The sequence below is a fragment of the Paenibacillus sp. JT22N1 genome (genome assembly GCF_059692155.1).
In genome coordinates, this window is the sequence record NZ_JCAUAW010000003.1 from 76,905 (window position 1) to 90,756 (window position 13,852).

The 13,852-nt window shown below is 41.6% G+C and carries 17 protein-coding genes; all 17 read right to left on the reverse strand.

Annotated elements, in window-relative coordinates:
- Positions 1-21 precede the first annotated feature (21 nt).
- The 17 genes from AC58UU_RS06615 to AC58UU_RS06695 all read right to left on the reverse strand — a co-directional run bounded on the left by AC58UU_RS06615 (position 22) and on the right by AC58UU_RS06695 (position 13,805).
- Positions 22-816: a phosphatidate cytidylyltransferase gene (locus AC58UU_RS06615; RefSeq protein ID WP_497314123.1), complete on the reverse strand. Its 795-nt coding sequence runs from the start codon at positions 814-816 to the stop codon at positions 22-24.
- A 45-nt stretch (positions 817-861) separates the two neighbouring features.
- Positions 862-1,635 (reverse strand): undecaprenyl pyrophosphate synthase, encoded by a 774-nt coding sequence (gene uppS / locus AC58UU_RS06620; RefSeq protein ID WP_497314125.1) that lies wholly within the window; start codon positions 1,633-1,635, stop codon positions 862-864.
- Between the two features lie 64 nt (positions 1,636-1,699).
- Positions 1,700-2,254 carry a ribosome recycling factor gene (gene frr, locus AC58UU_RS06625; protein WP_029195236.1) on the reverse strand — a complete coding sequence of 185 codons (555 nt, stop codon included), beginning with the start codon at positions 2,252-2,254 and terminating at the stop codon, positions 1,700-1,702.
- A gap of 3 nt (positions 2,255-2,257) precedes the next feature.
- Positions 2,258-2,983: a UMP kinase gene (gene pyrH / locus AC58UU_RS06630; RefSeq protein ID WP_029195235.1), complete on the reverse strand. Its 726-nt coding sequence runs from the start codon at positions 2,981-2,983 to the stop codon at positions 2,258-2,260.
- Positions 2,984-3,073: 90 nt separating this feature from the next.
- Positions 3,074-3,724 (reverse strand): translation elongation factor Ts, encoded by a 651-nt coding sequence (gene tsf / locus AC58UU_RS06635; RefSeq protein WP_029195234.1) that lies wholly within the window; start codon positions 3,722-3,724, stop codon positions 3,074-3,076.
- Between the two features lie 113 nt (positions 3,725-3,837).
- Entirely contained in the window at positions 3,838-4,536 is a 699-nt protein-coding gene (gene rpsB, locus AC58UU_RS06640; RefSeq protein WP_029195233.1) for a 30S ribosomal protein S2, read from the reverse strand.
- 251 nt (positions 4,537-4,787) lie between these two features.
- The gene (locus AC58UU_RS06645; RefSeq protein ID WP_497314128.1) at positions 4,788-5,240 is read right to left on the reverse strand and encodes a hypothetical protein; all 453 of its coding nucleotides are present in this window, start codon (positions 5,238-5,240) and stop codon (positions 4,788-4,790) included.
- A 55-nt stretch (positions 5,241-5,295) separates the two neighbouring features.
- Positions 5,296-5,916 (reverse strand): hypothetical protein, encoded by a 621-nt coding sequence (locus AC58UU_RS06650; RefSeq protein ID WP_497314130.1) that lies wholly within the window; start codon positions 5,914-5,916, stop codon positions 5,296-5,298.
- Positions 5,917-5,950: 34 nt separating this feature from the next.
- Positions 5,951-6,274, reverse strand: a complete 324-nt coding sequence (locus tag AC58UU_RS06655; protein ID WP_171648870.1) for a hypothetical protein — start codon at positions 6,272-6,274, stop codon at positions 5,951-5,953.
- Between the two features lie 19 nt (positions 6,275-6,293).
- Positions 6,294-7,703, reverse strand: a complete 1,410-nt coding sequence (locus AC58UU_RS06660) for a flagellar assembly protein A (protein WP_497314132.1) — start codon at positions 7,701-7,703, stop codon at positions 6,294-6,296.
- Positions 7,704-7,737: 34 nt separating this feature from the next.
- The gene (locus AC58UU_RS06665; RefSeq protein WP_171648868.1) at positions 7,738-8,526 is read right to left on the reverse strand and encodes a FliA/WhiG family RNA polymerase sigma factor; all 789 of its coding nucleotides are present in this window, start codon (positions 8,524-8,526) and stop codon (positions 7,738-7,740) included.
- 19 nt (positions 8,527-8,545) lie between these two features.
- Complete coding sequence (locus tag AC58UU_RS06670) at positions 8,546-8,983, reverse strand: hypothetical protein (protein WP_497314134.1); 438 nt, start codon at positions 8,981-8,983, stop codon at positions 8,546-8,548.
- Positions 8,980-9,474 (reverse strand): chemotaxis protein CheD, encoded by a 495-nt coding sequence (locus tag AC58UU_RS06675; RefSeq protein ID WP_497314136.1) that lies wholly within the window; start codon positions 9,472-9,474, stop codon positions 8,980-8,982. The genes AC58UU_RS06670 and AC58UU_RS06675 overlap by 4 nt, the downstream gene beginning before the upstream one ends.
- Positions 9,471-10,058: a chemotaxis protein CheC gene (locus AC58UU_RS06680; protein ID WP_497314138.1), complete on the reverse strand. Its 588-nt coding sequence runs from the start codon at positions 10,056-10,058 to the stop codon at positions 9,471-9,473. Before AC58UU_RS06680 ends, AC58UU_RS06675 begins: the two co-directional genes overlap by 4 nt.
- Positions 10,059-10,094: 36 nt before the next feature.
- On the reverse strand, positions 10,095-10,556 hold the full coding sequence (locus tag AC58UU_RS06685; protein ID WP_171648864.1) for a chemotaxis protein CheW: 462 nt from the start codon (positions 10,554-10,556) through the stop codon (positions 10,095-10,097).
- 27 nt (positions 10,557-10,583) lie between these two features.
- A complete protein-coding gene (locus tag AC58UU_RS06690) occupies positions 10,584-12,650 on the reverse strand; it encodes a chemotaxis protein CheW (RefSeq protein ID WP_497314140.1) in 2,067 nt (688 codons plus the stop codon).
- A 51-nt stretch (positions 12,651-12,701) separates the two neighbouring features.
- Positions 12,702-13,805, reverse strand: coding sequence for a protein-glutamate methylesterase/protein-glutamine glutaminase (locus AC58UU_RS06695; protein ID WP_497314142.1), 1,104 nt, complete (start codon positions 13,803-13,805; stop codon positions 12,702-12,704).
- Positions 13,806-13,852: the final 47 nt, after the last annotated feature.

Below are 13,852 nucleotides of genomic sequence, written 5' to 3' on the forward strand. Positions count from 1 at the left end.
ATTCCACCTCGCCTATGACTATTAGTGAGTAAGAATTCCAAGCCAATGAATAAATGGAAATACGATAAGCCAACTATCCATCCGATCGAGTACTCCACCGTGCCCCGGAAGTAAGGTTCCCGTATCTTTAATACCCTTTACTCGCTTATAAGCCGACTGTATTAAGTCTCCGACTTGTCCAACAACCGCAATTACGAAGCCTAGCACCAATGCCTTGCCAAACCCAAGCAAATCCGGTGCATACAAGGCGAATCCTAGTGCCACAATCATCGAAATAACGACGCCACCTACAGCTCCCTCAATTGACTTCTTAGGACTGATTTGAGGCCATAGAAGATGTTTTCCCAGCTTCGAACCAACAAAATAAGCTCCTGAATCCGAAGCCCATATACATACAAACACAACTATTGACCAAAATAAGCCATGCTCCATTAAGCGTGAAGCAATCATATAATTGAATCCAAAACCTATGTAAATGACACCAAGTAAAATAACAGAAACCTGATCGATTGTGATCGTATTTTTTGAAGCGACTGTAATGAAAAGTAAGACAAACATGGTTAACCAAATAATGGCGGTCGAAGAAACGGGAAGTGAACCACCAAACGCCTCCCACGGCACCGTTAAGTATAACAAGGAGATTAAACCAACAACCGCTGTTAATTTAAACTTCGTGTAACCATTCATTTGCATATATTCACGATAGCCGATAATAGACAGTAACACGATCAACCCAGCGTACCAATAACCACCCAATACTAATAACGTAATGAAAACGATCCCGGCAATGACTCCCGTGACGATCCTTTGCTTCAAGTTGAATCCCCCTAGATGAACACGCACCGGAAACATACGAAGTAATTAGACACCTCCGTATCTTCTCCCGCGGCGCTGATATTCTGCAATTGCTTGCATAAATAATGATTCCGTGAATTCCGGCCAATACGCCTCCGTAAACCAAAGCTCCGAATACGCTAATTGCCAAAGAAGAAAATTGCTTAGTCTGAGCTCACCACTTGTTCGAATTAACAAGTCTGGATCTGGTAAATCCGAAGTTAACATATAGGAAGAAAAACTTGCCTCATCCAAATCTTCTATTTGTAGTTTGCCATTTTGAACATCACGAATCATATCCTGAACACCAGCAATCATTTCTTTACGCCCACCATAATTTAAGGCAAAGTTCAGAATGAGTCCTGTATTATCTTTCGTCCGTTCTATAGCTCCCTCAATCGCTTTGAGTGTGTAATCAGGTAAGCCTTCTTTCCAACCCGTCATTCGGATACGAACATTGTTTTCGATCAGTTCTTCAATTTCTAAAGGAAAAAATTCTTGAGGAAGTTTCATCAGAAATTCAACTTCTTCCTTCGGTCTTTTCCAATTTTCAGTTGAAAAAGCATACATCGTTAGCACCTTAACACCGATCTCATTTGCAGCCATCGTAATTTTCTTAACATTTTTCATGCCGGAATGATGCCCTGCTACGCGAGGTAAACCTCTTTGCTTAGCCCAACGACCGTTCCCGTCCATAATGATAGCGACATGTGCTGGCACTTTATCTAATTCGATAGCTGGTATAGCTGAAGAAACAGACTTAACATTGATTCCTAACCATTTCTTAATTAGCTTGAGCACAGTTGTTCCTCCCAACTAGGGAAAGATGAAAAACCCCCAGCGAATACCCGGGGGCATATCTATCTTATACTTCCATGATTTCTTTTTCTTTAGCAGCCAAAACTTTCTCAACTTCAGCTACGAATTTATCAGTGAACTTTTGGATATCCTCTTGATGTTTGCGGGACTCGTCTTCGGATATCCCAGCTTTTTCTAACTTTTTGATCTCATCGTTGGCATCACGACGGATGTTACGAATTGCAATCTTTGCTTCTTCGCCAAATTTCTTTGTCATTTTCACAAGATCGCTACGACGCTCTTCTGTTAAAGCCGGAATAACAATTCGAATAACCAAGCCGTCGTTAGATGGCGTTAATCCTAAGTCAGACTTCATAATCGCTTTCTCAATCGATGTCATCGAACTTTTGTCCCATGGTTGAATGAGTAAAGTACGTGAATCAGGTGTTGTTAAATTCGCAAGTTGATTCACAGGTGTCATCGCTCCGTAATATTCCACTTGGATGCGATCTAATAAAGATGGCGTAGCGCGGCCTGCACGAAGAGAAGTTAAGTCTCTTCTCAATGCACCAATTGCTTTATCCATCCGATCTTCTGCATTCTTTTTTACTGACTGTGGCATGGTTTAGACACTCCCTTTAACTGTAGTCCCAATTTTCTCGCCAAGGACCACTCGTTTGATATTCCCTTTTTCTGTGATATTGAACACCACTAACGGGATGTTGTTATCCATACAAAGGGAAGATGCGGTGGAATCCATGACACCAAGATTGTTACTGATAACTTCCATATAGGTTAACGTCTCGAATTTCTTCGCTGTTGGATCTTTGAATGGATCTGCTGAGTATACGCCATCCACTTTATTCTTGGCCATGAGAATAACTTCTGCTTCAATTTCAGCAGCTCTTAAAGCAGCTGTTGTATCCGTTGAGAAGTATGGATTCCCTGTACCTGCCGCGAAAATAACAACTCTACCCTTTTCAAGGTGACGCATTGCTCTTCTACGGATGTATGGTTCAGCCACTTGCTGCATAGTAATGGAAGATTGAACTCTTGTAGGCACATCGAGATTCTCTAGTGCATCCTGCAGAGCCAATGAATTCATGACGGTTGCAAGCATACCCATGTAATCCGCTGTCGCACGATCCATACCCTTCTCACTACCTGCAATACCACGCCAAATGTTTCCACCGCCCACTACAATAGCGACTTCTACATTTAACTCCACAACATCCTTCACCTGTTGGGCAATGGAAGTAATGACTTCCGAATCAATGCCATAACCCTGCTGTCCTGCCAAAGCTTCGCCGCTCAATTTTAGCACTATTCTTTTATAAAAAGGTTGACCCAACTTGTATAACCTCCGTTTCAATGCGTGAACAGATCTCTTATTGGCTAAAAAAGAAGGAACACCAAGTGTTCCATCTTTTTTAAATGCCTATTATAGTTTAACTTGGGACATAACTTCTTCCGCAAAGTTCTCTTGTTTTTTCTCAAGACCTTCACCAAGGCCGAAACGTACGAAACGACGAATGGAGATGTTCTCGCCGATTGCTGCGATTTTTTCATTCAACAATTGGTCGATTGTTTTGTCTGGATCTTTAACGAATTGTTGCTCCATCAAGCAGAACTCTTCGTAGTATTTACCAATACGACCTTCAACCATTTTGTCAATGATTTTCTCTGGTTTGCCTTCATTCAAAGCTTGGTTACGAAGAATTTCTTTTTCTTTCTCCAAAGCTTCTGTTGGCACTTCTTCACGACGTACATAAGTCGGGTTAGCCGCTGCGATATGCATTGCGATGTCTCTGCAGAAAGTACGGAATTGCTCTGTTTTACCAACGAAGTCAGTTTCACAGTTGATCTCAACAAGTACGCCTACTTTACCGCCAGCGTGAATGTAAGATTCTACTGCGCCTTCTGTAGCAATACGGCCTGCTTTGTTAGCTGCAGCAGAAAGACCTTTCTCGCGAAGCAATTCGCCTGCTTTGGTGATATCACCGTTTGCTTCTTCAAGCGCTTTCTTACAATCCAACATCCCTGCGCCTGTTTTTTCACGTAACTCTTTCACTTGTGCTGCTGTAACTGCCATTGAAAGAAACCTCCCGATAGTTGTTATTGGTATGTAATACCTGTTGATTCTTTAAAAAAAGGGTGGTGACAGGCTGTTACACCTTCCAACCACCCTTTTCACATTACTATAGATTAAGCTGTTGTTTGCTCGCCTTGGTGTGCTTCGATAACTGCATCAGCAATTTTTGCTGTTAATAATTTAACGGCACGAATCGCATCATCGTTACCTGGAATCACGTAATCAATTTCGTCCGGATCGCAGTTTGTATCAACGATACCAACGATTGGGATACCCAATTTGCGAGCTTCCGCAACAGCAATACGCTCTTTGCGTGGGTCGATAATGAAAAGTGCACTAGGCAGACCTTTCATGTTCTTGATTCCGCCCAAGAATTTCTCAAGACGGTCTTTCTCTTTACGGAGAATGATAACTTCTTTCTTAGGAAGAACTTCGAAAGTGCCGTCCTCTTCCCATCTTTCAAGAGTTTTCAAACGGTCAATACGTTTTTGAATTGTTTGGAAGTTTGTTAGTGTACCACCCAACCAACGTTGGTTGATGAAGTACATTCCGCAACGTTCTGCTTCTTCAGCAACGGAATCTTGTGCTTGTTTTTTCGTTCCTACGAAAAGAATCGTACCATTATCTTCAGAAACGGATTTAACAAAGTTGTAAGCTTCTTCAACTTTTTTAACCGTTTTTTGTAGATCGATAATGTAAATACCGTTTCTTTCTGTAAAGATGTATTTGTCCATTTTCGGGTTCCAACGACGTGTTTGGTGACCGAAATGTACGCCAGCTTCTAAAAGCTGTTTCATGGAGATAACTGCCATCCCCAATCCCTCCTCTAAAATGGTTTATTTGGTATCCGCCGCCTGTCGCATCTTTGCATAAAACTTACCGAAGTAAGCACCATTATGCAAATTGACGGGCGTGAGTTTTTAACACCGTGAATAAATATACCACAACTGAAATGCCTATGCAACCTTTTGTCATGATAGTCATTTTGTCCTACAAAAGGCATGTATATGTACAGAAACAACAAAAACAGACCTTATAATTAAGATCCATTTGTCGGACTATCTTATTGAACTGTAATTAAATTGGTCACGACTTTTGGGATATCCGTAACACCTTCGAAAACATGGTAACCGATTTGAATTTTGGTGTTGCCACCTTGTTTTTCAAGCTCCGTAATGAAAGCTTTACGATCGGTAATAATGCCAGATTTCACGAGAAGTTCACTGACAGCTGTCGCATCAAGATTTGGCTGTACATATATAATTATTTTCGGAGTAACTTCAGGTGTATTTGCTTTGGGTTGTTCCTGAGGTTTAGCAGCAGCCAATTTGTCTGTTTCCTCTTTGACCTTTTTTAATACGGCTCCATCGAACTCAGTTTGCGTAAATACTTTTGTATTCTTATCGAAAACTTGGTAGTATTTCGTAGCTTCGACCTTTAACTTCTGAGGATCCATTTCATCCAATGCAATGCCCGTTTGACTAGGTGCACTAGCCCGCAGAGACATTATTTGCAAAAGTAAGGCTCCTACGATAATTCCAGTCCCTATTCCAAAAACGTACGACCTATTTTTAAACACGGGCCCTTTCCTCCTGTCTGGATAATTGAAGGATTAGACTGACCTCGCCTTTATTCATGCCTAGCTTCTTAGCAATGGCTTCGACACCTTTTCCTTGATCATGCAGTGAAAATAGCTCGCTGTATCTACTCTTCATGCTCAATCCAGTGTAGATGGGTTCTTCCACTACCGATTCTTTAGAAGGCGCAACAAGTTCAGAAGAGGTGACTTGAACAGAATGGGCTGGATTAGCAATAGGAATTTTCGAGATAACAGCATGCTGATCATCAGAAAGCACGTCAATTGCCGCATTTGTTCTTTGATTCACTTGATGATTGACATGCACTTTCGTTAATTCCTGTGACAGTTCATGCTTTTGCTTTTCCAATGATTCCAGTCTGCCTGCAAGCTTAGCAAGCTCTATCTCGTAATCTTGTTTCGTTTTGGAGAAAAGATTGAGCAGCGTTTGATTTTGTTCATCCATCTCAGCAGCGAAATGCTCGATGGTTTCCTCGATCTCTTGGACTACGTTCGTCTTATTGGACGCTGACGCTTGCTCCTTAGGCAGGAAACGTGCATAAACAATCAAGACAAGTCCTAGAAGTACGACATAGATCCACGGCTGCATAGCCATTGGGTTCACCTTTTTCTATATAAGAGATAACTAGTTATAAAGATAAATCAATATGATGCCCTTTATACGGATGATCTGGCTGATGACTGCCTTCAAGGGAAGCGGAAACTGTTTTAACTTTGTTCTTTGCCTTACCCTTATTAGACTGTTGACGCTGGTCACCATGATCCTTGATATCTGTACGAACGCTCTCTTCAAGCTTGCTGCTACGATGGCGATCCTTCTCCGTTGTTTGGGCAGCTTGATTCTCCAAGATCGTTTCGTCCTGCCGCGGTTTTTGCATAAGCTGATTTTGACGGATGCCCGCTTCATCGTTTTTGTGTACGGCGAACTGTAAATCGATGGCTTTAAAACTCATCGCTTACCCTCTCCTTCACTCACACATAGGCACTCATAGAAATATCTCCTTCACTTAAACGGAACGTCATGCGGTTTGTTGGATCTTTGACAAATTTAGTATATCGACCAATAACAATCTTCGTTCCTCCATAAATGGTAGACAATACTTCTACTTTCGCTTTTTCGGAGTCCTCTAATGATTTCTCAATCTCAAAAATACGCTCTTTAATGGCATTTTGCTCTTCTAATGCTTGCTTTTTCGTATGAGTTAACTTGATTCGCATGGCCACTTTATCCGGGCTTAGTTGACCTGCTGCTGCTAGTTGATTTAATAACGTAAGCGCTTTATCCGTTTTATCCATATTTTCCACGTACACCTTCAGTTGGTTGCGTAGATCAATCATTTCATTACGAAGCTCTGGTAAAACGCCAACTTCAACAACTGTAGTCGTTGACATCGAATTCCCTATTGTCCTCGCAGTAACACGCTCTCCGGCTTGTATGGTGCCTCCAACAATGAGTCCTTTGGAACCATTACAATTTACAGCCTTGCCTGCTCTAATCGTTGAATGCATGATACTCTGAGAAACCGTTAATTCTCCAGTAACTTCAACAATAGCATCCTGAATGAAGGAACTTTTTACATTCTTCCCTGCTTTAACATGTGCTTTATTCTGCCCTACAATGCCTGCACTAATTTCAATAGAACCTTCAGCTTCAAGTTCAGCTGCTTCCACGCCACCAGTGACACGAATATCCCCAGCTGCACGGATTTTAAAACCAGGAAGAACATTTCCTCGAATAACCACTGTACCGATAAAATCAATATTCCCAATATTATAATCAACATTTCCATTCACTTCATAGACAGGAAACACATTAATTTTGTCACGATCAGTTCTTACTACCATTCCATCAATTGTAGAATAAAGGCCCATTTGTTCAGCGTCCGTTACCACATTCTTGCCTAATTTAAATCTAGCTTCTTTCCCCGTTTTAGTAAAAAGTGTCTCACCTGTAACGGCTCTTCCCGGTGTACCTTCCGTTGCCAGAAAACGCTGTCCGATAAGCTGTCCTTTTCTTACATTATGAAGAGATACAACTTCTTTATAATTTACCCTGCCGTCATCCAGCTCTAGCGGTTTTTTTTCATCCTCATCAAAATCAAAAATAAATTTAATATAGCCGCTCTGGCCTTCAATTGCCTTCGTCCCCGTTGCAATCGCTACTTTTTGATGATAAAAAGGTTTCGGATTTGCAGCTATTTGAGCAAGTAAAGGTCGATTTAAACCGTGAACGATATGATTCGTTTGAACTAACTCTTCCAATTGTCCTGCTGTTACTTGAAAGTCGTCATCAGCATTGTTAATTAACAAATAAGCTGTTAATTTGTCATCCGAGATGGAAATACTAATGTAAAAATCCAAAGGCATGTTCCTCTCAAGCATAGACAAACCACCTTTCATACCTTCTGATTGTATGTTATGTATCTTGAAATAATTGCGTCTTAAATCGACCAAGTACGCCTTTAAGCCGAAGAATTGCTTTCGAATGTAATTGTGAAATACGAGATGGAGACAAGCACATAACCTCAGCAATTTCACTTAAGGAGAGCTCTTCGAAATAGAATAACGAGACAACCGTTCTCTCTTTCTCCGTTAATCTTTCAATAGCCTTCGCCAAAGACTCCTTCAAATAAAACTCATTTACTTGAAACTCTGGGTTCTTGGCCTTTTCGTCAACAAGTAATGAAAGACGCGTTTCCGAATCTTCCTCTCGGATGGGATCATCAATCGAACAAACGGTTGTAATCGAAATATCCTGAAGCATCTGCTGAAAATCTTGCTCACTAATTTGCAAATAGTTGCTGATCTCTGCATCCGTAACGGAACGTAGATACTGCTGCTCTAGCTTCTGGTAAGCATCTTCGACCTTCTTGGCTTTTTCTCTCACAGAGCGAGGTACCCAATCCCCTTGCCGAAGTCCATCAATAATAGAACCACGAATTCTCCAAGAAGCATAAGTTTCGAATTGCAGTCCGCGTGAATAGTCAAATTTCTCCACAGCATCGATAAGGCCCATCACACCAAAGCTCGATAGATCCTCTCTCGAAACACTTTTGGGAAGTCCTATTGCCATACGCCCGGAAACATAATCAACTAAGGGCAAGTAACTCTCGATAAGCGACTGCTTAGCGGGAACCCAGCCCTGCTCCTTCCATTGCTTCCATAAATCGATATTGACTAGTTGTGATTGCTTTTGTTCGATCATGATTTATGTTTCACCATCCTTAGTCTTCAGACATTCGCCTTAAGGCACCCGCCAGTTGTTCAGGGTCCAAATTATTCTTGGTGACTAGCTTAGGTGGATTCAGTGGTGAAAATTGCGCTTCGTTAGATAGTAAAGAGTTATTACTGCCCAGGTTAGCCTTCATCAGCTCACGTGTTTCCTCATCCTCATTTGGTGTAGTCAAATCCAATGATTGACCAACGGACGATTCTATCGTGGGATTCGCATAAGATGCTCCGCCTGCAGCATGTTCAGCTCCTATCATTACACCCAACACCCATCTAAAACAAAATGTCAGAACGAATAAAATAAGAAAGCTGTATGTACTTTTAAGACAAGTAGAAAGTAATAAATTATTGCCGATCGATAAGGCAAATGTAAATAAGCCCGCCAATAATGCTACGACGACATTAATTCGAATGGTTCCAATCATCATCAAATTTCCTTTACTCCTAATTGGACACTTCGAATAACCAGGATGCCGGTTTCACTATAGAATTCTATCGTTCGACCGTAATTAGCCCCAGTATCCTCAGCACGAATCGGAATTTTGTATTTATTCAACATTTCCTTACAAGATTCTACATTTCTTGGACCAATTCTCATCGTATCATTATTTCCAGCAAATGCAAACATTTGAGCACCGCCAGCAAGCTTAGCTTCTAGTCTATTCACAGTAGCTCCTAGCTTTTCCATTCTGGAAATTAACTCAGGAATAGCCGTGTCCGCGTATTTAGCAATGTTCAGCGAGCCTTCACGAGCTATCTCGGAGGAAGGCAGCATCACATGAGCCATACCTGCCACTTTTAAGCGGCTATCATATAATGTTACACCCACACACGAACCCAGCCCTGTTGTCTTCAATACACCTGTCTGGTGAGCAACATTCAGGTCAGCCATTCCTACTTTAATTAAATTATCTAACGTCATGGAGACTCTACCCCTAATGCCGAAAATATTTTGCCAAACGATTCCGGATCAGGAATTAAGAAGAAATGTCCTTGTACTTCATTTTCCCCTTCCATAAATTTGGTATCAATGAGAAGTGCTTGATCTCCCATCTGACCAAATTGCAATAATCCATAGCTTAGAATAGCACCGGCCATGTCAATTGCTAATGCAGGGACAGTAGGCTGCATATTCAAATTCGTAAAATCAGCAAGAGAGGATAAATACGAACCAGCTAGAATATTCCCGATTTCATTCAAAGCAGATAATTCCAGTTCTGAATACTCTTCTTGATCTTCGATATGTAACCCAATCAAATCCCTTAGCATATTTTTGGCGGCAACTAAATCAAGAATAAAAAACATATTTCCAGGCGCGTCTCCATCCACACGCAAGAAGATAGCAAGAACTACCGTCTCCGCTCCGCCAACACTGTCGCAGATTTCTTCGAAAGGAAGCATTCTAACCTTTGGAACAAGCATATCAATTGGCTTATCAAGCAAAGTAGATAGGGCGGTAGCAGCGTGCCCCGCACCAATGTTACCTACTTCCTTGAGAACGTCCATTTGAAAATCCTCTAAACGACTAAACACATCCACAAGCTATTCCTCTACTCTTTCTAACTGTTGAAGTTCATCGCGATCCAAGACTTGCTCTAAATTCAGCAAAACAAGTAATCTTTGTTCGCCGACACGTGCGATACCGTCCAGATACTTGGCTTTGATACCGCCCACAATTTCTGGTGGATTATCAATATTGTCTGTGTCCAGATCAATAACATCATTCGCTGAATCTACAATAAGACCAACTTCAAAGTCACCGGCAGATACGATGATAATACGAGTAGCATCTGAGTTAACTTGCTCTTCAAGTCCGAATCTTGAACGAAGATCAATAATAGGAATAACAACACCGCGAAGATTAATAACGCCTTTAATAAATGCCGGCGCTTTAGGTACGCGCGTCATTGGCTGCATTCTTTCGATCGTTCTAACTTTCTCGACTTCCACGCCGTACTCTTCCGTTCCAAGTGCGAAGACGATTACCTTTTTCTCTTCTCCCATTGTGAAACCCTCCTTAAAAGTATGTAATTATTTAATCAATGCATTCGGATCAATGATCAATGCGACTTGTCCATCCCCTAGAATCGTTGCACCGGATATTGCAAATAGTCCGGATAAATATTTACCTAATGTTTTGAGAACGATTTCTTGCTGACCAATAAATTCGTCTACCATCAAGGCAACCTGTTTGTCCCCTTTGCGCACAACAACAATCTCAGTCTCTTCCTCAAGATCCTCATTGAAATCAGGTACATTAAACAATGTACTGAGCGATACAAGAGGAATAACAGTCTTACGATACTCCACCATTTTGTTACCATGAATGTTACGAATCTGATTCTTCTGAATAGCTGAAGTTTCAACAATGGACGACAACGGTATCGCATATTTTTCGCTGCCAAGACGCACAAGCATGGCAGAAATAATAGATAGGGTCAGTGGTAATTGGACAGAGAACTTACTTCCAAAGCCTGGTTTGGAATCAACTTGAACATGTCCACCCAACATTTGAATCTTCGTCTTTACAACGTCAAGACCAACGCCACGTCCAGAAATATCAGAAATTTTCTCAGCTGTACTAAAACCAGATGCGAACAACAAGTTATATACTTCCAAATCACTTAACTTCGCTGCTTGTTCTGCTGTTACAAGGCCATTCTTGAGTGCAGTTTTCAATACTTTTTCTCTATAAATCCCTTTACCATCTTCTTCAATTTCTATAAAGACATGATTTCCACTATGGAAAGCACGTAACTGAATGGTACCTTGCTCACTTTTGCCAGCAGCCAATCGATCGCTGATTGACTCAATACCATGATCCACAGCATTACGAAGTAAATGAACAAGTGGGTCACCGATTTCATCAATTACGGTCCGATCTAATTCCGTTTCTGCACCTGTGATGACCAAATCTACTTTTTTATCTAGCGATTTAGCCAAGTCTCTTATCATCCGTGGGAAGCGATTGAATACAGAATCCACAGGAACCATCCGGAGCTTCAAAACGATATTTTGCAAATCACTGCTGACCCTAGACATATGTTCAACTGTTTCAGTCAGATCATTACGTTTAACCTCGCTAGCGAGTTGTTCTAATCGTACGCGATCAATTAATAGTTCGCTGAACAGATTCATAAGTGCATCTAAACGTTCAATATCAACACGAATTGTACGACTTGCAACAGGAGCCCCACCGGCCGCTGGTTTAGCTACAGCTGTAACTGGCTCTGCATTATGTATAGCTTCAACAGATACAGCTGGTATGATTGCTTCTGCTACCGCTGCAGCTATTTCTTGTCTTGCCGCCTCAACTTCAGTTCTTGGACGGGATAATTCGGCAAGCGATTCTGAATCAACTGTGATAATGACGGCTGATTGGATCTCGGAAACGTTCAAAATTTCTTTCTCTAACGTTACTTGATCAACCTTAGAAATAAAATAAAGTGAGAAAGAACGATCAAATTTCTCTTGTTCGATTTCTTGTACGGATGGCGTCGCTTTTACGATTTCGCCCATTCTCTCCAGTGCATCGAACACCATATATGCCCTTGCTGCCTTAAGTACACAATTCTCATTTACACGTACTTCGATATAGAATACAAGGAATCCCGAGTCAATCGATTGTTGAAGAATAGAAAATTGAAACTCATCAACTTCGATCCCTTTTGCTGGTTCCTTCGCAGCTGTTACTGCCGGAGCTTGTGCGGTTTTATAGTCACCTGTCACGATGGAACGAAGAGCAACGACGATTGGTGAAACATCCGCTTTCCCAGTACCACCTTGAATAATATCTTCGACCATGGATTCCAATGAATCAAGACTTTTGAAAATGCAGTCAAAAATGAATGGGTTCATTTCTATTTTGCTGTTACGTACCAAGTCCAACACATTTTCCATCTCGTGCGTTAGGGCAGCGATATCCTCGAAGCCCATTGTTGCGGACATCCCTTTCAACGTATGAGCAGAGCGGAAAATGTTATGAACAATACTAATATCCTGAGGATTGCTTTCTAAATTAAGTAAGTTCTCATTCAAAGATTGCAAATGCTCTTTCGATTCATCGATAAACATGGATAAATATTGACTAAGTTCCAAAACCACACACCTCCAATAGGATCATTATGTAACCTGCTTGCTAAATTTCACTTAATTAAGTACGCATTGAGCTAATCGAGTTGCAATATCCTGCAGTGGCAATACATGCATCGCAGCTTGGATCTCTACAGCAGCTCTAGGCATCCCGTATACGACACAGGTTTCTTCGCACTCTGCAATGGTTGTTGATACGCCAGATTGCTTTAATGAGAGCATTCCTTTAGCTCCATCGCTGCCCATGCCTGTCATCAGGACGATGTGCCTCTTCAACTCACTCATACCAAGCAAGGACTCAAACATGACATCCACTGAGGGGCGGTGGCCAGAACGAGGTTCTTCCTTGTTCAATCGAATTTTGTACGTTTTGTCCGTATCTTTGTAGATGACCATATGCCATCCTCCCGGTGCTACATAAGCTGTTGCCGTTTGGAGCACATCCCCTTCCGCAGCCTCGACTACCTGTATCTGAGAAATGTCATTCAGACGTTGGGCTAATGATTTGGTGAAATTAGGTGGCATATGTTGAACAATTAAGATCGGCGCAGGAAAACCTGCAGGAATATGAGAGATCACCTGATGTAAGGCACGAGGCCCTCCTGTAGAAGTACCTATGGCTACTAGATGATCGAAATACGTTGAACCAGACTTTACTGCAAGTTTAGTATCGGGTGCTTTCATCAAACTGGCGTTACTTTTGGGTATTATTGGTTGAGTAACCCGCGGAGACACAGGCTGCTGCTGTACCGGTCTTAACTTCGTTCGAACTGCCATATGCAGCTTCTCATGAAGAAGTTGTTTAACTTTATACAGGTCAAGGGATATGGAGCCTGACGGCTTTCGAATAAAGTCGACAGCTCCCCACTCGAGTGCTTTAATCGTTTCAGAAGCACCCTCCTGGGTTAAGGAACTTAACATAATGACAGGCGTTGGTTGTTCTGCCATGATTCTCTGCAAAGCATCCAAACCGTTCATTATTGGCATTTCCACATCCATCGTAACGGCATCGGGGCGTAATAGCTTCACTTGTTCAATGGCTTCTTGTCCATTTTTTGCTGTTCCTATGACTTTGTACTGAGGATTATCTGAAATCAAATCGCTTATAATTTTTCGCATAAAGACGGAGTCGTCTACGACTAGAATGTTATATGGTGCCATGCTGCTCCCCTCCCTCTTATGTGCTTATTCGACACGATTTGCGAAAA

What these genes read in the sequence shown, in the direction of transcription:
- frr (WP_029195236.1), bottom strand. Translation starts at nt 2,254, where the DNA reads ATGCCACAGTCAGTAAAAAAGAATGCAGAAGATCGGATGGATAAAGCA.
- tsf (WP_029195234.1), bottom strand. Translation starts at nt 3,724, where the DNA reads ATGGCAGTTACAGCAGCACAAGTGAAAGAGTTACGTGAAAAAACAGGC.
- rpsB (WP_029195233.1), bottom strand. Translation starts at nt 4,536, where the DNA reads ATGGCAGTTATCTCCATGAAACAGCTTTTAGAAGCTGGCGTACATTTC.
- AC58UU_RS06650 (WP_497314130.1), bottom strand. Translation starts at nt 5,916, where the DNA reads ATGGCTATGCAGCCGTGGATCTATGTCGTACTTCTAGGACTTGTCTTG.
- AC58UU_RS06655 (WP_171648870.1), bottom strand. Translation starts at nt 6,274, where the DNA reads ATGAGTTTTAAAGCCATCGATTTACAGTTCGCCGTACACAAAAACGAT.
- AC58UU_RS06660 (WP_497314132.1), bottom strand. Translation starts at nt 7,703, where the DNA reads ATGCTTGAGAGGAACATGCCTTTGGATTTTTACATTAGTATTTCCATC.
- AC58UU_RS06665 (WP_171648868.1), bottom strand. Translation starts at nt 8,526, where the DNA reads ATGATCGAACAAAAGCAATCACAACTAGTCAATATCGATTTATGGAAG.
- AC58UU_RS06675 (WP_497314136.1), bottom strand. Translation starts at nt 9,474, where the DNA reads ATGACGTTAGATAATTTAATTAAAGTAGGAATGGCTGACCTGAATGTT.
- AC58UU_RS06680 (WP_497314138.1), bottom strand. Translation starts at nt 10,058, where the DNA reads ATGGACGTTCTCAAGGAAGTAGGTAACATTGGTGCGGGGCACGCTGCT.
- AC58UU_RS06685 (WP_171648864.1), bottom strand. Translation starts at nt 10,556, where the DNA reads ATGGGAGAAGAGAAAAAGGTAATCGTCTTCGCACTTGGAACGGAAGAG.
- AC58UU_RS06695 (WP_497314142.1), bottom strand. Translation starts at nt 13,805, where the DNA reads ATGGCACCATATAACATTCTAGTCGTAGACGACTCCGTCTTTATGCGA.